The 23,396-nt window shown below is 69.6% G+C and carries 19 protein-coding genes; 15 read left to right on the top strand and 4 right to left on the bottom strand.

What is annotated here, in order from left to right; genetic code table 11:
- Nucleotides 1–128 precede the first annotated feature (128 nt).
- The 14 genes from glmU to VGT06_13745 all read left to right on the top strand — a co-directional run bounded on the left by glmU (nt 129) and on the right by VGT06_13745 (nt 17,528).
- Complete coding sequence (gene glmU, locus VGT06_13810) at nt 129–1,541, top strand: bifunctional UDP-N-acetylglucosamine diphosphorylase/glucosamine-1-phosphate N-acetyltransferase GlmU (GenBank protein HEV8664198.1); 1,413 nt, start codon at nt 129–131, stop codon at nt 1,539–1,541.
- An 8-nt stretch (nt 1,542–1,549) separates the two neighbouring features.
- Nucleotides 1,550–3,382: a glutamine--fructose-6-phosphate transaminase (isomerizing) gene (gene glmS / locus VGT06_13805; GenBank protein ID HEV8664197.1), complete on the top strand. Its 1,833-nt coding sequence runs from the start codon at nt 1,550–1,552 to the stop codon at nt 3,380–3,382.
- Nucleotides 3,383–3,517: 135 nt separating this feature from the next.
- Nucleotides 3,518–5,701, top strand: coding sequence for a DUF3553 domain-containing protein (locus VGT06_13800; GenBank protein HEV8664196.1), 2,184 nt, complete (start codon nt 3,518–3,520; stop codon nt 5,699–5,701).
- Nucleotides 5,702–5,829: 128 nt separating this feature from the next.
- Complete coding sequence (gene gatC, locus VGT06_13795) at nt 5,830–6,120, top strand: Asp-tRNA(Asn)/Glu-tRNA(Gln) amidotransferase subunit GatC (protein HEV8664195.1); 291 nt, start codon at nt 5,830–5,832, stop codon at nt 6,118–6,120.
- Between the two features lie 12 nt (nt 6,121–6,132).
- On the top strand, nt 6,133–7,593 hold the full coding sequence (gatA, locus tag VGT06_13790) for an Asp-tRNA(Asn)/Glu-tRNA(Gln) amidotransferase subunit GatA (GenBank protein HEV8664194.1): 1,461 nt from the start codon (nt 6,133–6,135) through the stop codon (nt 7,591–7,593).
- Nucleotides 7,590–8,036, top strand: a complete 447-nt coding sequence (locus VGT06_13785) for a gamma-glutamylcyclotransferase family protein (protein ID HEV8664193.1) — start codon at nt 7,590–7,592, stop codon at nt 8,034–8,036. Before gatA ends, VGT06_13785 begins: the two co-directional genes overlap by 4 nt.
- A gap of 61 nt (nt 8,037–8,097) precedes the next feature.
- Nucleotides 8,098–9,591 carry an Asp-tRNA(Asn)/Glu-tRNA(Gln) amidotransferase subunit GatB gene (gene gatB, locus VGT06_13780; GenBank protein HEV8664192.1) on the top strand — a complete coding sequence of 498 codons (1,494 nt, stop codon included), beginning with the start codon at nt 8,098–8,100 and terminating at the stop codon, nt 9,589–9,591.
- A gap of 3 nt (nt 9,592–9,594) precedes the next feature.
- Entirely contained in the window at nt 9,595–11,544 is a 1,950-nt protein-coding gene (locus VGT06_13775; GenBank protein HEV8664191.1) for an AsmA family protein, read from the top strand.
- 80 nt (nt 11,545–11,624) lie between these two features.
- Nucleotides 11,625–12,521, top strand: a complete 897-nt coding sequence (locus VGT06_13770; GenBank protein ID HEV8664190.1) for a selenium metabolism-associated LysR family transcriptional regulator — start codon at nt 11,625–11,627, stop codon at nt 12,519–12,521.
- Nucleotides 12,522–12,725: 204 nt separating this feature from the next.
- A complete protein-coding gene (locus VGT06_13765) occupies nt 12,726–13,580 on the top strand; it encodes a putative selenate ABC transporter substrate-binding protein (GenBank protein ID HEV8664189.1) in 855 nt (284 codons plus the stop codon).
- Nucleotides 13,581–13,597: 17 nt separating this feature from the next.
- Nucleotides 13,598–14,413: a phosphonate ABC transporter ATP-binding protein gene (locus VGT06_13760; protein HEV8664188.1), complete on the top strand. Its 816-nt coding sequence runs from the start codon at nt 13,598–13,600 to the stop codon at nt 14,411–14,413.
- The gene (gene phnE, locus VGT06_13755; protein HEV8664187.1) at nt 14,364–15,233 is read left to right on the top strand and encodes a phosphonate ABC transporter, permease protein PhnE; all 870 of its coding nucleotides are present in this window, start codon (nt 14,364–14,366) and stop codon (nt 15,231–15,233) included. The genes VGT06_13760 and phnE (VGT06_13755) overlap by 50 nt, the downstream gene beginning before the upstream one ends.
- 2 nt (nt 15,234–15,235) lie before the next feature.
- Nucleotides 15,236–16,093: a phosphonate ABC transporter, permease protein PhnE gene (gene phnE, locus VGT06_13750; GenBank protein HEV8664186.1), complete on the top strand. Its 858-nt coding sequence runs from the start codon at nt 15,236–15,238 to the stop codon at nt 16,091–16,093.
- 685 nt (nt 16,094–16,778) lie between these two features.
- Nucleotides 16,779–17,528: a PilZ domain-containing protein gene (locus VGT06_13745; protein HEV8664185.1), complete on the top strand. Its 750-nt coding sequence runs from the start codon at nt 16,779–16,781 to the stop codon at nt 17,526–17,528.
- 188 nt (nt 17,529–17,716) lie between these two features.
- Here VGT06_13745 and VGT06_13740 read toward each other — a convergent pair whose 3' ends face one another.
- A complete protein-coding gene (locus VGT06_13740) occupies nt 17,717–18,394 on the bottom strand; it encodes a PilZ domain-containing protein (protein HEV8664184.1) in 678 nt (225 codons plus the stop codon).
- Nucleotides 18,395–18,552: 158 nt separating this feature from the next.
- Here VGT06_13740 and VGT06_13735 point away from each other — a divergent pair, with 158 nt between their 5' ends.
- Entirely contained in the window at nt 18,553–18,933 is a 381-nt protein-coding gene (locus VGT06_13735) for a hypothetical protein (GenBank protein HEV8664183.1), read from the top strand.
- Nucleotides 18,934–18,969: 36 nt separating this feature from the next.
- Here VGT06_13735 and VGT06_13730 read toward each other — a convergent pair whose 3' ends face one another.
- The 3 genes from VGT06_13730 to VGT06_13720 all read right to left on the bottom strand — a co-directional run.
- On the bottom strand, nt 18,970–22,086 hold the full coding sequence (locus tag VGT06_13730; GenBank protein ID HEV8664182.1) for a response regulator: 3,117 nt from the start codon (nt 22,084–22,086) through the stop codon (nt 18,970–18,972).
- 845 nt (nt 22,087–22,931) lie between these two features.
- Nucleotides 22,932–23,099: a hypothetical protein gene (locus VGT06_13725; protein HEV8664181.1), complete on the bottom strand. Its 168-nt coding sequence runs from the start codon at nt 23,097–23,099 to the stop codon at nt 22,932–22,934.
- A gap of 81 nt (nt 23,100–23,180) precedes the next feature.
- A partial coding sequence (locus VGT06_13720; GenBank protein HEV8664180.1) for a helix-turn-helix domain-containing protein occupies nt 23,181–23,396 on the bottom strand: 216 nt, incomplete at its 5' end.

Raw genomic sequence — 23,396 nt, 5'->3', positions numbered from 1 at the left:
TCCGCCGGCGAGCGGCAGCCCGACCGTCCGAAAGTTCCCTTCGGGGCCGGGGAACCGTATGCTATGATTCCGTAAGGATTCCCGGGCACTGGAATTGCAGGCTGAGCCCCGCCGGGAGGGAGAGGCGCATGCGGGATGTCGTCGCCGTCGTGATGGCCGCCGGGGAAGGGACCCGGATGAAGTCGGGCCGGGCGAAGGTCCTGCACGCGGTTCTCGGGCGCCCCATGATCGGCCATGTCCTCGACCTCTGCCGGCGCCTGGAGGTCAAGCGGACGGTCGTCGTCGTGGGCTACCAGGCGGAGGCGGTCAAGGAGGCCTGCGCCGGAGCCCCCGTCGAGTTCGTGCTCCAGGCCGAGCAGCGGGGAACGGCCCATGCGGTCCAGCAAGCGGCCGAGGCCCTCAAGGGCTTCACCGGGACCGTCCTCGTCCTCTCCGGCGATGTCCCCCTCCTGAAGGAAGAGACCGTCCGGGGCCTGCTCGCCCACCACGAGAAGAAGCGGGCGGCCGCCACCATGCTGACCGCCACGCTCCCGGATCCCACCGGCTACGGGCGGGTCATCCGGGCGCGTGCGGGGCAGGTTCACCGCGTGGTGGAGGAGGTGGAAGCGAACCCCCGGGAACGCCAGGTGAGGGAGGTGAACGCGGGCGTCTATGCGTTTGCAGCCCCGGCGCTCCTCAGGGCGCTGACCGAGGTCCGGACCTCGCGGGTGAAGGGGGAGTTCTACCTGCCGGACGTGCTCGCCGGGCTGCGACGCCGCCGGCAGAAGGTGGAAGCGCTCCGGGCTGCCGATGCGGGCGAGGTCCTCGGGATCAACACCCGGGCCGAGCTGGCGGCGGCCGTGGCGGTTCTTCGGCAACGGGTGCTCGACAGGCTCATGCGGGAGGGGGTGACGGTCCTCGACCCCTCCTCTACCTACGTGGATGCAACCGTGAGCATTGGCCGAGACACGGTGCTGTACCCGAACGTGACCCTGGAGGGCCAGACCGCCATCGGGGAGGGATGCGTCATCTACCCCGGCAGCCGCCTCCGGGATACCCGCCTCGGCAACGGGGTTACCATCCTGGACGGCTGCCTCCTGACCGAGAGCGAGATCGCTGACGCGTGTAGCCTGGGTCCGTACGCACATCTCAGGCCCGGGAGCCGGCTGAAGAAGAAGGCCAAGGTCGGGAACTTCTGCGAGGTGAAGAAGTCGGTCATCGGCGAGGGCTCCAAGGTCCCGCATCTCACCTACATCGGTGACACGGTGATGGGGGATCGGGTGAACATCGGGGCCGGGACCATCACCTGCAACTACGACGGCTACGCCAAGCACCAGACGGTCATCGAGGATGAGGCCTTCGTGGGCTCCAACGTGAACCTGGTGGCCCCCGTCAAGGTCGGAAAAGGCTCGGTCATCGCCGCCGGGTCCACCGTCGGCCAGGAGATCCCGCCTGACGCGCTGGCCATCGAGCGGGCGCAGCAGGTCAACAAGGAGGGGTGGGCGGCAGCCCGCCGGGCCAAGATGGCGGCCGCCAAAAAGCCCCCGCAGGAACAGGAGTAGGGCCCGCCATGTGCGGCATCATCGGGTACGTGGGTCCCAAGGGGGTTGTCCCCGTCCTCCTGGATGGCCTGAAGCGCCTGGAGTACCGGGGCTACGACTCGGCCGGCCTCGCCTTCCTGCAGGGCGGCCGCCTCATCGTCCAGCGGAGCGTCGGGAAGATCCGGGACCTGGAGAACACCCTCTGGGGGAAGGACTACCGGGGGGAGATCGGGCTGGGGCACACCCGCTGGGCCACCCACGGCCGGCCGTCAGAGGAGAACGCCCACCCCCACACGGACTGCCGGGGCGAGGTCGTGGTGGTCCACAATGGGATCATCGAGAATTACCTGGCGCTGAAGCAGAAGCTCACGGCCGAGGGACACACCTTCCGCTCCGAGACCGACACTGAGGTGATCGCCCACCTGATCGAGAAGTACCTCCGCGAGGGGGACCTCCCCACGGCCGTCCGTCGGGCCCTCAAGGAGGTCACGGGCGCCTATGCCATCGGCGTCCTCTGGCAGGGGGACCCGGACCGGATCGTGGGGGCCCGGGTGAGCAGCCCTCTGGTCGTCGGCCTGGGGGAGGGGGAGTTCCTCATCGCCTCCGACATCCCGGCCCTCCTCGCCCACACGCGCAACGTCCTCTTCCTCGACGACGGCGAGGTGGCCGTCCTCGGCCGCGACGGGGTGGAAGTCACCACCATGGACGGGGAGCCGGTCAGCAAGCGCGTGGAGCGCGTGGCCTGGAGCCCCATCCTGGCCGAGAAGGGGGGCTACAAGCACTTCATGCTCAAGGAGATTTACGAGCAGCCCCGGGCCATGCGGGACACGCTGCTCGGCCGGTACTCGCTCGAGCAGGGGCGGATCTTCCTGGAGGGGATGGAGCCGCTGGAGGAGGCGCTGGGTCAGGTGCAGCGGATCACCCTGGTGGCGTGCGGCACCTCCTGGCACGCCGCCCTGGTGGGGAAGTTCCTTCTGGAGGAGATCGCCGCGCTTCCCGTGGAGGTGGACTACGGCTCCGAGTTCCGCTACCGGAGCCCGCTGGTGGACGCGCGGACCCTCTTCGCGGCCATCAGCCAGTCGGGGGAGACGCTGGATACCCTGGTGGCCCTCCGCGAGGCCCGCAAGCGCGGCTGCCCGGCAGCCGCCATCGTGAACGCGGTCGGCTCCAGCATCAGCCGGGAGGCGGACGGCGTCCTCTACACCCACGCCGGCCCCGAGATCGGGGTGGCCTCCACCAAGGCCTTCACGAGCCAACTGGTCGCCCTCTACCTCTTGGCCCTGCACCTCGGCCAGCGGCGGGGCACCCTGGACGGCGACACCATGCGGGCACACCTGGCAGACCTCATCCGGTTGCCCCAGCAGGCGGAGGCCGCGCTGAGGCTCGACGCCGAAGTGGAGGCGCTGGCCCAGCAGTACGCCGCCTGCCGGGACTTCCTCTACCTCGGGCGGGGAATCCACTACCCGGTCGCGCTCGAGGGGGCGCTCAAGCTCAAGGAGCTCTCCTACATCCACGCCGAGGGGTATCCGGCGGGGGAGATGAAGCACGGTCCCATCGCCCTCATTGACGAGCAGATGCCGGTCGTGGTCCTGGCCCCGCGGGATAAGGTCTACGAGAAGATCCTGGCCAACATCCAGGAGGTCAAGGCCCGGGGCGGCATCGTCATCGCCTTCGGCACCGAGGGGGATCACGAGCTGGCCGAGAAGGTGGATCACTGCCTGATGGTCCCGCGCTCCTCCCGCCTGACGAGCCCCGCCCTCATGACGATCCCGCTGCAGCTGCTGGCCTACCACGTCGCCGTCCGCAAGGGCTGCGACGTGGACCAGCCCCGCAACCTCGCCAAGAGTGTCACCGTCGAGTAGCCCTGCGCCCCCCCCCGGCCGCGCTACCGTTCCCAGGCTTTTCCTTCCGACCCCTCTTCCGCCTGGGCTATAATTCCACCGGCGCTTCGCCATGAGGCCATGGGGCTCGGTGAGACATCCGGGATCCAGAAGGCAATGCGACAGGTTCTCGAGAGTCTGAACCCGGCGCAGCGGGAGGCGGTCCTCCACACGGAGGGGCCGCTCCTGATCCTGGCCGGGGCCGGCTCCGGCAAAACCCGGGTCATTACCCATCGGATCGCCCATTTGATTGACGGGTGCGGCGTCCGCCCGGGGAGCGTCCTGGCCGTCACCTTCACCAACAAGGCAGCCGGCGAGATGCGCGAGCGGGTGGAGCGCCTCCTCGGGGCAGCGGGGCTCGGCGTCTGGGTGGGGACGTTCCATGCCACCTGCGTCCGGATCCTCCGGCGCAATGCGCACCTCCTCGGACTGCGAGGCTCCTTCGTCATCTACGACGATGCGGATCAGCTGAGCGTGATGAAGGCCTGCCTCACCGATCTCGACTTCGGGGAGCGGGTCCTGAACCCCCGGCTGGCCCTCGCGAGGGTCAGTCGGGCGAAGAACGAGCTGCTCACCCCGGCGGAGTATGCGGCAGCCGCGGCCGATTTTACGGAGGAGCGAGTGGCCCGCGCCTATTACCGGTACCAGGAGCGACTCCAGCAGAGCGGGGCCCTGGACTTCGACGACCTCCTGATGCGGACGGTCCGGCTCTTCGAGGAACACCCGACCATCCTGGCGGCCTACCAGACCCTCTGGCGCTACCTGATGGTGGACGAGTACCAGGACACGAACCACGCCCAGTACCGGCTGGTCCGGCTGCTCGCGGCGGCGCACCAGAATCTGGCGGTTGTCGGGGATGACGATCAGTCCATATATAGATGGAGGGGCGCGGATCTCCGAAACATCCTGGACTTCGAGCGGGACTATCCCGCGTGCCGGGTCGTCCGCCTGGAGCAGAACTACCGGTCCACGCAGGTCATCCTGGACGCGGCCCACGGGGTCATCTCGAAGAACCTCGACCGGAAGCCGAAGCGGCTCTGGACCGAGCGGGCCGGCGGGGAGCCGGTCGGGCTGTTCCAGGGACGGGACGAGGAAGAAGAGGCGGAGTTCGTCGCCCGGACCATCGGCCGGCTGGGGGCGGAGGAGGGCGCCTCCCTCGATGACTTCGCCGTCTTCTACCGGGTGAACGCCCAGTCCCGGGCCCTGGAGGACGCGCTCAGGCGGCAGGTCATCCCCTACGTCATCGTGGGTGGGGTCCGGTTCTACGAGCGCAAGGAGGTGAAGGACGCCCTGGCCTACCTGCGCCTCATTGCCTCGTCCGCGGATTCGGTCTCGTTCCTGCGCGCCATCGGGGTCCCGCCCCGGGGCCTGGGAAAGGGGGCCCTGGAGAAGCTGGACCAGGTGGCATCAGTCCAGCGCTGCTCCCTCTGGGAGGCGTGCAGCCGGCAAGAGCTTCTGGAGGCGCTGCCAGCCCGGCAGCAGAAGGCGTTGCAGGAGTTCACCGCCCTCATCGAGCGGCTCCGGGCCCAGGTGGCGCAGCTTGCGCTGCCGGACTTGGTCCAGGCAGTGCTCGAGGAGAGCGGCCTGCCGAGGGCCCTCCAGGAGGAGGGGACGCCCGAGGCGGAGGGGAGGTTGGAGAACTTACGCGAGCTCGTTGCGGCCGCCCAGGACTTCGTGCTTCGGAGTGAGGAGCCGACGCTGCAGGCGTTCCTCGACTCGGTGGCCCTCATCTCCGACGCGGATACCCTGGAGGATGGCCGGGGAGCGGTCACCCTCATGACTCTCCACATGGCAAAGGGGCTGGAGTTCGGAACGGTCTTCCTCACCGGGATGGAGGAGGGGGTCTTCCCCCACGCCCGGGCACTTGCCGATGACGAGGAACTGGAGGAGGAGCGGCGGCTCTGCTACGTGGGGATCACCCGCGCCAAGCACCGCCTCTACTGCACGGCAGCCCTGGAGCGCCGCCTGTACGGCGGAGGAAGCTTCAACCTCCCCTCTCGGTTCCTGGAGGAGATCCCCCCCGAGCTGACGGTCCGGGCCGACGCGGGCGGCCGGATGCCGGGAGAGGAGAGCGGGCCGGTCGTCCGCGAACCCGACGGTCTCCGGTACGAGTCGGTGGAGGAAGGGGAGCGGTCCGTGGACTTCTACCGGCCGGGCGTCCGGGTTCGTCACCCCGAGTGGGGGATCGGCACCATCCGGGACCGGACCGGTGAAGGAGAGGACGCGAAGGTCACCATCACCTTCCCCGGCGTCGGGTCCAAGCGTGTCAAGGTCAAATACGCCAACCTGACGCGAGCCTGAGGACGGCTCCAGCTCACGCCTGCTTACCTGCCTGTTTACGCTCACGCCTACTGAGAGTAAAATAAGGCAGACTTTGCCCGTCGAGGGAACTTCTCCGGTTCACGGTGCAGGCCCTGCGGGGGTCCACGATGAAGATTACCCTCCAAGAGGTGGAACACGTCGCGCGGCTGGCCCGCCTGGCCCTCTCCGGGGAGGAAAAGGAGCAGATGCGGAGCCAGCTCGATCGGATCCTAGGCTACATCGAGAAACTGAACCAACTCGACACGGCCGCCGTCGAGCCCACCTCCCACGTGATCCCCATGACGAATGTCTTCCGGGATGATGCGGTCGTCCCTTCGCTTTCCCGGGAGGAAGCGCTGGAAAACGCGCCGGACAGACACGAGGGGTTCTTCCGGGTCCCCCGGATCATCGAACAGTAGGGTGGAGCAGTGGTGGACCTGATCGGGCTGACCATCCATGAGCTGCGGGATTCCCTCGGGGCCGGGAAGGTCTCTGCGGGGGAGGCGACGCGCGCCTACCTCGACCGGATCGGGCAGGTGGAGCCGCGGGTCCGCGCGTACCTGACCGTGACCGGCGACCAGGCGCTCGCCCAGGCCGAGGCGGTGGACAGGACCCGGAAGGCCGGCGACCGCCTGGGTCCCCTGGCGGGCATCCCGCTCGCCCTGAAGGACGTCCTGTGCACGAAGGGGATCCGGACCACCTGCGGCTCGAAGGTCCTCGAGCCCTTCGTCCCCCCGTATGACGCCACGGTCGTGAGCCGATTGCGGGCCGCCGGGGCGGTCTTCCTCGGGAAGGCCAACATGGACGAGTTCGCCATGGGCTCCTCCACGGAGAACTCCGGTTTTCACCCGACGGCGAACCCCTGGGATCTGGGGAGGGTTCCGGGAGGCTCCAGCGGCGGCTCGGCGGCGGCGACGGCGGCCGACGAGGCGGCGGGCGCTCTCGGCACCGACACCGGCGGCTCGATCCGGCAGCCGGCCAGCCTCTGCGGCGTCGTGGGCCTCAAGCCGACGTACGGCCGCGTTTCCCGGTACGGCCTGGTCGCCTTCGCCTCCTCCCTGGACCAGGTCGGTCCCCTGACGAAGGACGTGGAGGACGCCGCCCTCTTGCTGCAGGTCATCGCGGGCCGGGACCCTCGGGATTCCACCTCGGCGGACGTCCCGGTCCCGGACTACCGGGCCGCCCTCCGGGAGCCAATCCAGGGCCTGCGAGTGGGGATCCCGGATGAGTACTTCATCGAGGGGATGGACCCGGAGGTGGAGGGCGCGGTGCGGGAGGCGATCCGGGTCCTGGAGGGGCTGGGGGCGCGCCCGGAGAAGGTGAGCCTGCCCCACACGGCCTACGCTGTGGGGACCTACTACTTGGTGGCGACCGCCGAGGCCTCGAGCAATCTCGCCCGCTACGATGGGGTCAAGTACGGCTACCGCTCGGCGAAGGGGCGGGATCTCATCGAGATGTACCAGCAGACGCGGCGGGAGGGGTTCGGGCCCGAGGTGCGGCGCCGGATCATGCTGGGGACGTACGCCCTTTCGGCCGGCTACTACGATGCCTACTACCTGAAGGCCCTGAAGGTCCGCACCCTCATCCGGCAGGACTTCCTCGCCGCCTTCAAGCGGTGCGACGTCATCGTGACCCCGACCTCCCCGACGGCGGCGTTCCGCCTCGGGGAGAAGACGGCGGACCCCCTCACCATGTACCTCTCGGACATCTTCACCATCTCGGCGAACCTGGCGGGGGTCCCGGGGATCTCGGTCCCCTGCGGGTTCACCAAAGAAGGGCTGCCGATCGGGCTCCAGCTCCTCGGGCAACCCTTCGACGAGGCCCGGCTGCTCCGGGCCGCGTACGCCTACGAGCAGGCCGCGCCATGGCGGAAGCGCAAGCCAAACCTGTGAGCCACCTGTACTTCGCCTACGGGTGCAACATGGCCCGGCTGCACATGAAGCGGCTGTGCCCCGGGGCGAAGTTCGTCAGCCGCGCGATCCTTCGAGACCATCAGCTCGCCTTCACCCGGCCGGGGGGCGAGTTCGGGGGCGGGACCGCGGACGTCAAGCCGGTGAAGGGCCGGGTTGTAGAGGGGGTCCTCTGGGAGGTGACGGAGGAGCACCTGAAGACCCTGGACGAGTACGAGGAGGTCCCCCGGGCCTACGAGCGCAAGACGGTGACGGTGGAGAAGCCGGACGGGACGCCGGTGAAGGCCTTCGCCTACTTTGCCGTCCCGGTGGGGAATTACGCCCCCTCCCGGCGCTACATGCGCCTCCTCATCCAGGGGGCGGAGGAGCACAACCTCTCGGATCCCTACATCGCATTCCTCGAATCCATTCGGACCCGGGGGTAGGGCTGTCCCGCGGGTCAGTGACGGTGGCACTGTTGAAGCCGAACCGAGAGGCAGGAAGAGCATGGCCTTCGAGGCGGTGATCGGGCTGGAGGTGCACGCCCAGCTCCTGACCCGGTCCAAGATCTTCTGCGGGTGCAGCACCACCTTCGGCGAGGCGCCCAACACGCAGACCTGTCCCGTCTGCCTCGGCATGCCCGGCGTCCTGCCGGTCCTGAACCGTCAGGCGGTGGCCTTCGCCCTGAAGATGGCCCTGGCCTCCGGGTGCACCATCGCTCGCTCCTCCCGCTTCGCTCGAAAGAACTACTTCTACCCCGACCTTCCCAAGAACTATCAAATCTCGCAGTACGAGCTGCCGTTGGCGGAGCACGGGTCCATCGAGATCGGGGGCGGGGCGGGCCGGAAGCGGGTCGGGATCCGCCGGATCCACCTCGAAGAGGACGCGGGGAAGCTCCTGCACGCCGGGTCGCTGGACGCGGCCCCCTTCAGCCTGGTGGACTTCAACCGGTGTGGGGTTCCCCTCATCGAGATCGTGAGCGAGCCGGACCTCCGGTCCCCTGAGGGGGCCGTCGAGTACCTGAAAATGCTCCGGGCCATCCTGGTGTACCTGGAGATCTGCGACGGCAACATGGAGGAGGGAAGCCTCCGCTGCGACGCCAACGTCTCCGTGCGGCCCGCCGGCGCCACGGCCCTCGGCGTCAAGACCGAGGTCAAGAACATGAACTCCTTCCGGAGCGTCCAGCGCGCGCTGGAGTACGAGATCCAGCGGCTGGTCAAGCGCCTGGAGACCGGGGAGCGGATGGTCCAGGAGACCCGCCTCTGGGACGCCGACCAGGGGGTCACCCTCTCCATGCGCTCGAAGGAGGAGGCCCACGACTACCGGTATTTCCCGGAGCCCGACCTGGTGCCCGTCGTGGTGGAGGATGCCTGGCTCGAGGAGCTCCGGGCGAGCCTGCCAGAGCTGCCCGACGCCCGGGAAGCCCGGTTCGTGAGTCAGTACGGCCTCCCGGCCTACGACGCCGGGGTCCTGACGGCGAGCCGCCCGCTCGCGGACTTCTACGAGGAGGTCGTCCGTCTCCACCCGGATGCCAAGGCGGCCAGCAACTGGGTGATGGTGGAACTCCTGGGCCTCCTGAACCGGGACGGGCTGGGGATCACTCAGAGTCCCGTCGGGGCGCAGGACGTCGCGGACCTGCTGGCGGCAGTGAAGTCGGGGAAGATCAGCGGGTCGGCGGCCAAGACGGTCTTCGAGAAGGTGTACGAGGGGAATCGCGGGAAGCCGGCGCGGGTCGAGCCAACCGGCGCCGCCCGCGTCACCGTTGCGGATGTGATCCAGCGCGAGGGGCTGGAGCAGGTCTCCGACGCGGACGAGCTGGCGCGGATCGTGGATGAGGTCCTCGCCGCAAACGCAGCGGTGGTGGCGGAGTTCCGGGCCGGAAAAGAAAAGTCCTTCACCTTCCTGGTGGGCCAAGCCATGCGGGCGACCCGCGGCAAGGGGAACCCGAAGCTGATCAACGAGCTCCTCCGGGCCCGCCTTGCCCGGGATGCCGTAAAGTAAGCGATGGCCCCACGCCGGCTCAAGATCGCACTGGCCCTCGCCGCAGGCGCCCTGGTCCTGGTCGTCCTCCTGCTGCTCCTCCTGCCATCCCTCATTCCCGCGGACCGCTACCGCGCGCTCATCGCGGCGAAGGCGGGCGAAGCGCTGGGCCGGCCCGTCAGCGTCGGAGCGGCCCGCCTGACCATCCTCCCCGGCGTCGGGGCGGAGGCGACCGACCTCACGATCGGCGAGGATCCGGCCTTCGGCCGCGAGCCGTTCCTGCGGGCGAAGGCGGTGCAGGTCCGGGTGGCGCTCTTGCCGCTTCTCACAGGTCGCGTGGAGGTCAGCCGCGCGATCGTGGAGGCGCCCCGCCTCACCCTGGTCCGGGACACGCGCGGGCAGTGGAACGTGGCCACCCTGGGGGCCGGGAAGCCGGAGGGGGGAGCCGCGCGTTCCACCCCGTCCCGGGGGTCCGAGCCAGCCGCGAGTGCTCTCTCCCTCCCCCTCTTGCCCTCCCGCCTGGACTTGACCGAGGGCGCGGTCACGGTCCGGGACCTGCAGAAGAAAGGGACGGTGGCCCTCCGGAACCTGGAGGTCTCCCTCCGCCAGGGGGAGGGGACGCGGCCGACGGGCTTCCGCCTCCGGGCCGCCCTGGGGGACCAGAGCCGCGCCAGCCTTTCCGTCACGGGGGAGGCCGGCCCCTGGCCGGCCGAGGCCGACCTGAGGTCCATCCCGCTCTCCATCGAAGTCAAGGCGCGGCGTCTCAGCCCCAGCCACCTCACCCCCCTGTTCGACCTGGCGGCGTTGGGGATCAGCGCTGCCGGTCCCGCCGACCTGGATCTCCGGCTGCGGGGCAAGCTGGGGGCGGCCAGGGTCGAGGGGAGCATCGACTTTGGCGCCCTCGCCCTGGGAATGGGCCGGACTTTTCGCAAGGGGTCCGGGGAGCCGGGGAAGCTCACCCTCGCCGGCAGCGTCGGGAGCGACCGTCTGGACCTGACGCGGCTGGAGCTGCTCCTGAAGGGGGCCGAGATCCGCGGAAGCCTCTCCGTGGAACGCTTTGCCGCACCGCGCGTCGAGTTCGACCTTGCCTCCCCGAGCCTGGACCTGAACCGGTTCCTCGCTTCTCCCGCGCCAAGGGCCGCGTTCTCCTCTTCCTCCACGGCCTGGGCCGCGGCCGCCCCGCCTGCCCTGCCTGTGACTCCCGTGACTGCCGCGGGCCGCCTCCGCGTGGACCGGCTGGCGTACGGTGGCCTCAACCTGGCTCGCCTATCGGCCCGTCTCGAGTATCAGGAGCGCACCCTCAGCGCCTCGGAGCTCTCGGCGGGGCTGGAGGGGGGGACAGTGCAGGGGGGAGGAGCGATCCGGATGGGGGCGGTTCCGGAGGTGAAGGTGGACGTTACCCTCCGGGGGATTCGGACCGGACCGGTTCTCCGGGCGCTCCTGAAGCCCGACTGGACGCTGGAGGGCACGCTGGGACTGCACCTGGCGGCAAAGGGCCGGGGCGCCTCCCTGGAGGAGTTGCTGAAGACCCTGGACGGGAACGGCCGGCTCGCGGTGGAGGACGGGCGGCTCGGCGGCTATCGGCCCGCGCAGCGGCTGGAAGAGGCGCTCGGCCCGCTCCTTGCCGCCCGAGGGATCGTCGTGAAGCTGGACCGGTTCGAGCGGCTCACCGGGAGTTACACCCTCGCCGCCGGGTTCCTCCGAACGACCGACCTCCTGCTGGTCCAGGGGGAGAACCGGGTGGCGGCCTCGGGTCGATACGGCCTCACGGACCGGAGCCTGGACTTCGATGTGGTCGCGCGCACCCCCCGGGCGACGATAGACGCGAAAGTCCTCGGAACCGTCGACAAGCCGCGGGTCCTGCCCGGGGCGGGCGCGATCCAGAAGAAGCTCGGTCGGGAGCTGGAGAAGCGCCTGGGCCCCGGGGGAGCCGCCCCGCTGCAGGACCTCTTCCGCCAGTTGCTCAAGCCATGAGGGGGGGCCACGCGGCGTTTCCGCCGCCCGGTCCGCTCGTCGAGGGTCAGCTCTGCGGCGACCTCCTCCGGAGCTGAGGGATGGACGTCCGCGCCCTGGAGGTCTTCTGCCGGATCGTGGAGCTGCGCTCCTTCTCGCGGGCGGCGGCGGCGGTCTCGCTCTCCCAGCCCACGGTGAGCGGGCATATCAAGAATCTGGAGGACGAGGTCGGGATGCGCCTCTTGGACCGGCTCGGCAAGGAGGTCCGCCCCACCCGGGCTGGTGATGTGCTCTACGGCTACGCCACCGAGATCCTCCGCCTCCGAGCCTCTGCGATGCAGGCTCTTGACGAGCACAAGGGCCGCCTCCGGGGGAGCCTGACCATCGGGGGAAGCAATATCCCGGGGGAGTACATCCTTCCGGCCCTCCTCGCGACCTTCAAGGCTCGCTACCCGGAGATCGCCCTCACCCTCCGCATCGGCAGCTCCCGGGAGGTGGTCGCGGCCGTCGCCGAGGGGGCGTACGAGGTGGGGTTGGTCGGGGCGCGATACGTGGACCCAAAGCTCGAGTATGTCCGCTTCGCGGGGGACGAGGTCGTCCTGGCGGTTCCGGCGGGCCACCCCTGGGCGTCCCGGCGGCGTGTGAGCGTGGCGGAGGTGGCCAAGGGACCGCTGATCCTGCGGGAGCCCGGCTCGGGCACGCGCAAGGCGACCGAGGAGGCCTTCGCCCGGGCCGGCGTCGAGGTGGCCGAGGGGGCCGTGGTCGCCGAGCTTGGGAGCAACGAGGCGGTCCGGCAGGCCGTGCGTGCCGGCGCGGGGTTCTCCTTCCTCTCCCGCCGCGCCATCGCGGATGAGTTGAAGCTAGGCGTCCTGGCCAGCGTGGCGGTCGAGGAGCTGCGGCTCACCCGCAACTTCTACCTGGTCACCCACCGGCGCCGCTCTCGCTCCCCCGCTGGGGAGGCCTTCCGGAAGTTCCTCGTCGAGCAGGCGAAGGCCTGACCCACCCGTCCGAACGCCGTTCGCAATTCCATAGGAAAAATCAATTTGACTCATCGGTCAAAGGCGGCCTACTCTAACCGCCAGCACGCAGTGCCCTCCGGTCCGGAGGTCGGGTCCTTCGGGCCTCCGTTTTTCGCTTCGGGCGTTCAAATCGAGCCATTCGCCCCGGAACACAACGGTCTCCTTCATGCGGAGGGCAGTTCCATGCGGCGTCGAACGTTGCTGCTCGCGATCCTCCTGCTCGGTCTGGCGCTCCCCGCGGCAGCCGCCACGGTCACGGAGCTGAAGGTCTCGGCGATCCCGGACGAGAACCCGCAGGAGCTCCTCCGGATCTATCAACCCTTCGCGGAGTATCTCTCGCGGGAGCTGGGGATCCCCGTCCGGTTCGTCCCGGTCGTGGACTATGCCGCGACGGTCGAGGGGCTTGCCGCGAAGAAGCTGGACATGGTCTGGTACGGCGGCTTCACCTCGGTCCAGGCGGTCCGGCGGACCGGCAATGCCACCCGAATCGTGATGCGCAAGGAAGACGCGGAGTTCAAGAGCGTCTTCGTCGCCCGCCCCGAGAGCGATATCCGGCGGCTGGCGGACCTGAAGGGGAAGTCCTTCGCCTTCGGGAGTGTCTCCTCGACCTCCGGACATCTCATGCCCCGGTACTTCCTCCTCAAAAACGGCCTGAACCCCGAGCGGGACTTTGCCACCTTCGCGTTCAGCGGCGCGCACGATGCCACCGCGCTCTGGGTGCAACAAGGGAAGGTGGATGCCGGGGCCGTGAACTTCCTGGTCTGGGAGAAGCTGGTCGGCACGGGCAAGGTGGACACGAGGAAGATCAAGGTCTTCTGGACCACGCCCCCCTACGTGGACTACGTCTGGACGGTCCGCGGGGACCTGGACCCGGGCCTCCGGGAGCGGATCGCCAGCGCCTTCCTCAAGCTCAATTACGACAACCCGGAGCACCGGCGGCTCCTGGACCTGCACCGGACCAAGGGGTACGTCCCGGCCCGGGACGAGGACTGGAAGGGGATCGAGGAGGCGGCGGTGGCGGCCGGCCTCCTGAAGTAGGGCGCGCGGGGAGGGCAATGTACCGGGCGGAGCACCTCACGAGGGTCTTCCCGGGCGGCATCCGGGCCGTGGACGGTCTGGACCTGAAGATCGGCACAGGGGAGCGGGTCGCCTTCATCGGCCCGAGCGGCGCTGGGAAGACCACCCTCTTCCGGCTGCTCAACTGCACTCTCCGGCCCACGGCCGGGCGGCTCTGGGTCGCGGGCCAAGAGGTGGCGCGCCTGCACGGGGCCGCCCTGCGAGCCGCCCGGCGGCGGATCGGGACCATCTACCAGCAGCACAACCTGGTCCCGCGCCTCCCGGTGGTCCACAACGTGCTAGCCGGCCGCCTGGGATCCTGGTCGACCTCCAGGGCCCTCCTCTCGCTATTGCGCCCGGTGGAGGTCGAGGCGGCCTATCGGGCCCTCCAGCAGGTCGGGATCCCGGAGAAACTGTACGCCCGGACCGACGAGCTCTCGGGCGGGCAGCAGCAGCGGGTGGCCATCGCTCGGGTCCTCCTGCAAGACCCGGATGTCATCCTCGCGGACGAGCCGGTCTCCTCGGTGGATCCCACGCTGGCGGTGAGCATCGTGCGCCTGCTCACGGAGATCAGCACCGCAACGGGCAGGACGCTGGTGGTGAACCTTCACAGCGTGGATCTGGCCCTGGCCACCTTCCCCCGGATCATCGGCCTCCGGGAGGGCAAGGTCCTCTTCGATGCGCCACCGGATGCGATCCGGGACGAGGCCCTCGCGGCCCTCTACCGCGGCGCGCCGACCGGCGACTCCGCCGAGGGAACGTCCGATGCCCCCGTCGATCCCGCCTCCACCTGCCGTCCCCTTCCCCGGGTATAGGCCCTCCCGCTTCACCCGGGCCTTCCTTCTCCTCTTCGGCCTGACGACGGCCGCTTCATGGTGGGCGGCGCGGGTGGATCTCACCGCCCTCTTCTCCCGCGATGCCCTGCGGAACGCCCTGGTCTTCCTCGCGGACGGGTTCCCGCCGGCCCTCTCCCCGGAGTTCCTCCTCTTCCTCGTCCGGCCGGCGCTGGAGACGGTCCAGATCTCGCTGCTTGGGACGGCAGTTGCCCTCCTGCTCGGCCTCCCGCTCGGAGTCCTGGCGACCGCCTCGATGGCCCACGCCGGCCCGCTCCACGAGCTGGACCTCTTCGGCCGGCCGGGCCGGCGCCTCCTCCGCTTCCTGCCGTACGGCGCCTCCCGCGCCCTCCTGAGCCTCTTCCGGTCGGTCCCGGAGCTGGTCTGGGCGCTCGTCTTCGTGCGGGCCACAGGGCTCGGCCCCTTCCCCGGCGTCCTGGCCATCGGCGTCGCCTACGGCGGGGTCCTGGGCAAGGTGTACTCGGAGATCTTCGAGGCGGTGGACCCCCGGCCGCTCGAGGCCCTGCAGAGCACGGGGGCATCCCGCTGGCGCGTCTTCTGGTACGGGATGGTCCCCCAGGCCTTCCCGCACCTCGTCTCCTACACCCTCTACCGGTGGGAGTGCGCGATCCGGGCCTCGGCCATCCTGGGATTCGTGGGGGCGGGGGGGATCGGGCAGCAGATCGAGATCTCGATGCGCATGTTCAACTTCGGGGAGGTGATCACCCTGATTGGAATTCTCGTGGTGATGGTGGCGGCGACGGACGCCCTGAGCCTGCGTCTGCGGCGGAGGATGCTGTAGCCGTGGCCTGGGAGGCCCCCACCGCGCGTGCGGTCCCCGCCCCGCCCCGGGCGGCCCTTAGTACCTGGCTGGGCTGGGGGGCGCTGGGGGTGGCGCTCGTCTGGAGTTACCGCGGGACGGCCGCCGACGTCGGGGCGGTCCTCGGGCCGGAGGGCCTCGCTCAGATGGCCGCCTACGCCCGGCGGCTCTTCCCTCCCGACCTCTCGCCGGCGCTGCTCAGGGAGGTGGCTATCGGCTCCGCCGAGACCTTCGCCATCTCCTTCCTCGGAACCCTCCTCGCGGTCCTGATCGCCCTTGGCCTGGTCTTCTTCGCCTCGGCCAACCTGGCCTTCGCGGGCCTGCTCTTCGAGATGGAAGGCCCGGCCATCCGGGCCGCGCGCCTACTCCTCTACGGCGCCGCCAGGGGGCTCCTGAATCTCCTGCGGACGGTCCCGGAGATCGTCTGGGCCATTCTCTTCGTGTTCATGGTCGGTCTGGGCCCCTTCCCGGGCGTGCTCGCCCTCGGGGTGCACACGGCGGGCGTTCTGGGGAAACTCTTCGCCGAGGTTCTGGAGAACGTGGATCCCCGGCCGATCGAGGCGCTCCAGGGGACCGGCGCCCGGCGACTCCAGGTCCTTGCCTACGGGATCCTCCCGCAGGTCCTCCCGCACTTCCTGTCCTATACACTTTACCGGTGGGAGGTCAACATTCGCGTGGCGGCCATCATGGGTTTCGTGGGGGCGGGGGGGCTGGGCCAGCGGATTCACATCGCGATCAGCCTCTTCCTGGACCACGAGCTCCTGACACTCGTCCTCGCCATCTACGCGCTCGTCACGACTGTGGACGCCCTCAGCGCCTTCCTTCGCCGCCGGCTTCTCTAAAGCCGCACACGGGCCGCACCGCTTGTGTCCGCCCGTGGGAGTCCGTGCTGGCCGCCGGGATCGCCGCGGAAGGCCTCGCTTTCACCCTGGGCAGCATCCTGGCCCCCCGTGCGGTCTTGCCGGGGTCCCACTACGCACGGCCGGTTTCCTCGGATCTATACCGCCGTCCGACGGTTCCTCGCTGGCAAACAGTGTCAGTTTTCCGCCGCGGTGTGACAACGCGTGACCGGAGTTCGTCTGCCTTATCGTTGACCATCCAAGCAGCCTTCCCAGCACTTATAACCCCTTGCCGGTGAACCGCTTGGCGCTCCTTCCTGGGCTATCCTGAAGCCTCCCCTCTGGCACGGTCCATGCTCTATCCCTTGCATGCCGCCCCTCCCTGACCGGCCGCTGTCCGGAAGGGTGTGGACATGGGGGCGAGGAAAGGGGGCGATCCGCATGCTAGAGATCCTGCGGTGCCCTGGATGCGGGTTTAGGATCAGGGGGTTTCCGGCGCAATACCTCAACCGGCGGACGGTTGAGTGTCCCCAGTGCCGGCGGGAGATCCCCTTCTCCATCGAAGATCGGCTGCGCCTGAAGCGCCTGCTGGTGGAAGGGGAAGATTCTGCTGGCCGCGCGGTCTTCCTGCGCGCTGTAGCCTAGTCAGGCCGTCCCGAGGAAGGGAGCAGCGTTGACGGAGAGAAGCATGGAGGGATCCCCGGCGGAAAAGGTCCCAGTCCAACGCCGGGGCCACGCCCGGTTCCCGGTCTACCTCCCCGCCCGTTGCCACCTGAAGGCCCCCGACGGCCGCCCCCTCGAACTGCTGGGGAAGACCCGCGACCTCAGCGAGAAGGGGGCGCTTCTCCTGCTGCCCCAGCCGCTTCTTCCCTCCCTTTCCCTTACCGTGGAGTTGGATACCATCGCCGGTCCCGCCGCGCGGCCGGGGCAGGTGAAATGGATCGGCAAATCGGAGCCGACGCCCCTGGGCGGCCTCCTGGTCCCCCACGGAATCGCTTTCGAGCGGGCGCTCGAGCGGGCCTTCGTGGAGGCCGTGCTCGTCCAGGGACGGCCCCCGGACCCCCGGGTCCCGATCGAAGTCCGGGTGGACTACGACACGGTTCTGAGCGGGCGCTCCGTGAACCTGAGCCAGAGCGGGATCTTCGTCCGCACGGCGGAGCCGCTCACCGTCAACAGGCTCCTGGCTCTCCGGTTCCGCCTCCCCGGCCTCGGCGAGGAGTTCCAGGTCCGCGGCAAGGTCGTCTGGAGCAACCCCCGGCCGGGGCGGAGCTATCCCCAGGGGATGGGCATCCAGTTCCTCGACCTGCCGCCGGCGTTGACCGAGGAATTCGCGGGTTTTGTCGCCGAGATGCGGCGGGAGCTCGGGCTGGATCGGGTCTCAGACCTCTTCGGCCGGCCCGTTGAAGAAGAGAACGGGCACGAGCCCGCGAGCCTTTAGCGGGGCGACACCCGCGCCCCCTCCCGCGGGCTAGCTGGGCCTCCAGACAGCCGTCTCCGGGTAAATCTTGTGGGCGTGGAGCTGCCAGAGGGAAAAGGCCTTCGCCCCCCCCATCACCGGCTCATCCGGCTTCATGAAGGCGGCCGCCGCCTCTATCCTCGGCGGCCCCGCGGCCGCTGCACGGGATCTTACGTGGCCGGGGCCGCGCGGCGATGGGCTTCCAGGAGTGCATCCATGGCGGTCTGGGCGGTCGTGGGGTTCACGAAGGCGATGCCGTGCGCGGTGAGACCGGCTTCGTCGGGCTCCTCTTCCGCCCAGGCAACCCGGCCGTTGACCTCGAGCAAGCCCGATGGCTGCGGAACGAGGAGGACCAGCTCCTCCCCCTCGGCCAGCACCCGGGGGAGCAGGAGGCAGACGCCCCCCGGGCTCACGTTGCGGGCCGTGGCCTCGAGGGCCCCGGCCACCGTCTGGCAGGAGAGAGGGAAGGCCACGCCCAGGCGCGCGGGGCGCTCCTGCGCTCCCCGGGTCTGCTCGAAGAGGAGAAGTTCCCAGGCCAGGCGATCCTTCGGGGTTTCCGGGGCCACCACCATGCCGTGCGCGAAGGGCGCCGACGCCTCCTGCCGGCTCCAGACGACCTTCCCGGAAAGGCGGATCGTGTCCTCCGGCGTCCGGACGGCGACCTCCAGGAGGCTCCCCCGATCCAGGCATACCGGAAGCTTCAGGCAGAGGCCATGTTCGCTCACGTCGGCGGTCTCGCCGACCTGGGCCCGGGGCGGCTCCGTCCCGACTCCCGTCTTCGGCCGCCAGGCAACCCGGAGGACCAGGGGGAAGCGCTGGGCCTTTGGCTTCTCGGGCCCGCCTGCCATCAGGGGTCTCCTCTCGCGCTCGATCTTGGTGCCATGGAGTCCCCGGAACGGTAGCCCGGCCTGGGTCTGACGTCAAGCCATCCACGAGCGGGGGGAGCGCACCCGCCCTTGACATCGTTCCCGGCCATCCCTATAAGCGATCCAGGGAGGTGGGTGCAATGGGCGACGCGGTAGGGGCCTTCGGACACCTGATCCGGCGGGCTGGGATCGAGGGACTCGAGCGGTTCCTGGCGGTCCTGGACGACTGGGCACCGGTCGAGGTCAGCAACGGGGAGGGTCGGCACCTCACCCCGGGGAAGCGCCTCATCCTCCGGGGGGACTGGGAGGCGGGGGAGGATGCCCGCTGTCCTCTCGGGTGGCTCGGCTACCGGGTCAATGACCGGTTTCCTGCGGCGCAGACGGGCGCCGCCGTCAATGCCTTCGCCTTCCTCTGGGACGCGGAAGGGGAACGGGCCGTGAGCCGCTGGGAGATGCGGGAGGCGATCGCCGCCGAGCTGGCCCGGCGCCTCGGCTCCCCCCCGCCGGGGCTGCGCCAGTAGCCTCTCCTCAAGGCCCGGCGAGGGCACCGAACACCGCTACGCGGGGCGGGAAGGCGGGGGAGGCGCGTGGCGGGCGACCTCCTGCAGGAGCGACGCGTCTATCGGCCCGCTCTTTTGTACCAGGCTGGCCATCTGCGCGTTCAGCCGCTCCCGGTCGGAGGCCGTCAGTTGTGCCGCGGTGTACACGATGACCGGGAGGTCTGCTGTCCGTCGGTCTTCCCGGATCCGCTGCAGGACATCGAATCCGGAGAGCCCCGGCATCAAGAGGTCCAAGACCATGAGGTCCGGCACTTCCCGGCGGACTTGAGTCAGCCCGCTCTCTCCCTCCGAGGCCGTCTGCACGGCGTACCCGGCTCGGCCAAGCGAGTCCTCTAGCATCTCCAGCACCATCGGATCGTCATCCACCACCAGGACCCGGGGCGGCGCCTGCCCCGCCTTCGGGACGGCGTAGCGGGAGACCGCCCCCAGCAAGGCCGCCCGGTTCACGGGCTTCTCGAGATACTCCACGGCCCCGGCGGCGAACCCCGCCTTGGTCTTGGGGACGACGGAAACAACCACCACGGGGATCCCCCGGGTCGCCGGATCCTGTTTGAGAGTTGCCATGACCTCCCAACCGTCCTGGCCGGGAAGGAGGAGGTCCAGCGTGATGACGTCGGGCCGGTGGACGCCGGCCAGGTGCACGGCCTCCTCTCCATCCCGCGCAAGGAGGACCCGGTAGCCGGCGTCGGCCAGGCACCCCTCGAAGGCTCGGGCGACCTCCGGTTCGTCCTCGACAACCAGGACGAGCGGCGGGACGGCGGGCTCGGGTCGGGCCAGCGAGGGGAAAGCAGGCTCCACGGCGGCGGGCTCCGCCGGCCCCACGATGGGCAGGCGGACAGTGAAGGTGCTCCCCCGCCCGCGCCCCGGACTCTCGGCCCGGATGGTGCCGCCGTGCAGCTCCACCAACCGTTTCGACAGGGCCAGGCCCAGCCCGGCCCCCTCGTGTTTGCGCCCCTCGGCGCTGCTCACCTGGACGAACTCCCGGAAGAGCCTGGGCAGCTCATCGGCGGCAATGCCTGCCCCGGTGTCCGCCACGGCGACCTCGATCCAGCCGGCCTCGGGCTGGCTGGCGCGGATCGTGACGCTTCCCTTCTCGGGCGTGAACTTCACGGCGTTGCTCAGGAGGTTGAAGAGGATCTGCTTCAGCCGGAGCGGATCCGCCCTCAGGGGAGGCAGGTCGGCTGGCGCATCGAGGGTCAGGGCGAGGTCCTTCTTGACTGCCATCGTGCGGACCACGGTCACAGCCCCCTCCAGGATCTCCTCGAGGGGGAGCGTTTGGGGATCCAGGACGATCTTCCCTGCCTCGACCTTCGAGAGGTCCAGGATGTCGTTGATGAGGGCCAGCAGATGCTTCCCGCTGGCGTGGATGTGACCGAGGTAGCGCCGTTGCTTCTCCGTCAGGGGCCCGTGCAGGCCCTCCTCCAGCAGGCTGCTGAAGCCGATCACGGCATTGAGCGGCGTCCGCAGCTCGTGGGACATGTTGGCGAGGAAGAGGTTCTTGACGCGTTGGGCCTCCTCCAGCCGCCATCGCTCGGCGGCTTCTTCCTTGAGGCGGGCGGTTTGGACGACCATCGCTACCTGGTTCCCGAGCCCCTGCAGTCTCGCGATCTCCTCGGGGGAGAATGGGCGAACACCCGAGTAGGTGACGGTGAGGGCTCCCCGCTCCCCCGGCCCGAGGGGGACAGGGACGGCGAGGATGGCACGGATGCCCCGGGCGAGGTAGGCCTCCCGCATTCGCCCGAGAGGAGCACCGGCCACGTCGGGGAAGGCGGCCGGCCGGCCCGTGGCGATCGCCTGGCCTGCCGCCCCCTCGCCGACCCTGGGCTGGGTGGTCTCATAGTAAGCCTTACTCGCTTCAGGGTCGGGCACATGGGAAGCCACGGGAAAGAGGCGGCCACTCTCCTTCTCAGATCGGACCAGCCCGGAGCCGCGGGCCTCGGCCAGGGAGGCGAAGGCCTGGAGGGCGTGCCGGATGGTCTCCTCCGGCGGGGCGCCGGCCAGCATCCCCTGGTCGAGCTGCTGCAGGATGGTCAGCTCCCGGGTCCGCCGGTCGAGGTCCGCCACCCTTGCCGCGAGGGCTGCCTGCGTGGCCGCCAGACTCTCGGCCATGGTGTCGAAGGCCTGCCCGAGGCGGCCGATCTCGTCCCGCCGAGTCAGGCCGGCCCGGGCGCTCAGGTCCCCTGCGCCCAGGCGGCGGGCCACGGCTTCCAGGTGGAGGATCGGGCGCACGGTCAGCCGTCCGAGGGCTGCCCCCACCCCAACGGCCAGGAGCAGGAGGAAGCCGCCGGCTGCCATCGCGCCTCGGGCACCCATCCGGATCGGCGCGTCGATTTCTGCGAGCGACAGGGAGTGGATCAGGCCCCAGGGGGTTTCGGGGACCGGCGCGTACATACTCAGCCGCCCGGTACCCTCTCCATCCACCCACTCGACCTCGCCGCTCTGGCCTGCAAGGGCGCGATCGGCGGCCGGACTGCTCCGCTCAGCCGGCTGCAGAATGCGAGACCGATCCGGGTGGGTCAGAATCAGATTTGGTGGGGCAACGAGGAACGTCCGCGATCCCTCGGGCAGGCGCTGCCCCAGGACGGTGGAGAGGTTCTCGAGGGTCAGGGCCCCCCCGAGGAGACCGTGCAGGCGGCCGCCCTCGTCCCGGATCGGAGCGACGATAGCTACCGTCGGCTGCCGCGTGGCATTCCCGAGGTACGGGGCCGAGAGGTACGGGCCCGCACTCCACCGGCCGGCCTGGAAGTAGTCCCGGCCCGAGAAGTCCTGGCCGAACAGGCCGGGCTCGGTGCTGTGGGCGCGCAGGATGCCGGCTGCATCCACCACGAATACGGTGGCGAATTCCCCTGTGGTTTCGTGGATAGCGCGCACGCGGGCCTGGAGGCCTCGCCAGTCTCGCCGACTCGCCGCGTCACGGATGAAGGGGGTCTCGCTCAGGGTCTGGATGAGCACTCGCCGCCCGTGGATATGCTCGCGGACAATCTCCACGCCGAGGCCATGACCGCGGCGGTGCTGGTCGAGGGCATCGGCCCGCCAGGATTTCTCAAACTGCCAGAGAACGACTCCGGCGACGGCCAGGGCAGCCACTCCCGCCACGGCCGCGAGGACGGCCATCGCACGGATCCGTAGGGACAGCCCGTTCCCTGCTCCCGCGCCTACCACACAGCCCTCCGCAATGTCGCTTCAGTCCCTCTCGCGCCGCGGCCTACAACGGTCTCACGCTGTGGCGCGCCGCGCGGTCTTTGAGATGGGGGTCGTCCAAAGGGGGGGAGCGGGGAACGAGGCAATCTCCGGAGGAGCGAGGCGTCCACTGGCCTTGCCGCCGTGCGGGTCCCGCGAGACGTGAGAACTGGTGTTGTGCTCCCGGCTCACATCCTCTCCGGCCGAGCGTTTCCCGCACCGGTGGTTGAACGCCCAGACAGGGTCTTGGACTCCCTGTGGTTTGGAGGCATCCGAAAACATGCCGTCGGGTGACGGGCTCTTTGTGGCCTGTCCAGACCTGAGAGGTCGTGATGACAGATGAGACCGGCCCTAGACAGTTCTAAGCATGTTTTGACCTGTTCTGATACCACTTAGCAGGCCTGTTGGCAAGGTCTTTTTCGTACGCGCATCTGGCGCAAGCTCTCGACCCCAGAGCGTAGAGGGTTTCCCAGCCTAGCCGCAAGGTGCAAAGACGGTGCTATGCAAGTGCCTTCACAGGTTACACCCCGGGCGGATCTTCTGGGCCGCGCACGGGAGAACGGGTCGCAGTCCTGGTCGGCTGGGGAGAGCGGGGGACTGAGGGGACGGCGGCGCCAGGCCGTCACGTCTCACGGGACGCCAGAGCGACAACACCGCGGCGCCGGGGAAGCCCCCGGCGCCGCGGGTTCTTCAGGCTCCCGGCGAGGGGGCACCCGCCAGGGCCCAGGCCCCCAACCCCCGGCCTGGAGGGCGGGAGCCGGCGGATGAGGGCAGCGATCTCAGGCGGCCTTCCGCACCGGCTCCTGCCGCCGCGACTGGGTCCGCATCCGGTCCGAGAGGGCACCCAGGTAGGGGATTCCTGCGACGAGGAGCACCAGCATTCCCAACGCGACCGCAACGGACGCCGGGCTGCCGCTTAGTGGGAAATCGATGACGAGAAACTCCATGGGCCCTACCTCCTTCCGGGCCGCTCGGCTGCGGCCCAATCTAAAGGTAGAGCAGGGTCGAGACGCTGTCTGTGAAAGAATTCACACGAGGCGGGAGTCGGGCCGCCGCGACGATCGGCGGCGACGCCGGGTCAGGAGAGGCGAGTCGAGAAGCGCCTGAAGCCGCTCTGTCCGGAGGAGGAGAGTCCGCCCCTTGTAGGCCAGCAGGCCGGCTCGGGCGAACCGGCGCATCTGCACCGACACCGTCTCCCGGGTGGTGCCGATGAGGTTCGCGAGGGTCTCGTGGGTGACGGGTCG

Origin of the sequence: Candidatus Methylomirabilis sp. (genome assembly GCA_036000645.1) — a bacterium.
Lineage (GTDB): Bacteria > Methylomirabilota > Methylomirabilia > Methylomirabilales > JACPAU01 > JACPAU01.
Note: the sequence above shows the minus strand (reverse complement) of the source record. Positions and strands in the feature narration are given on the sequence as shown.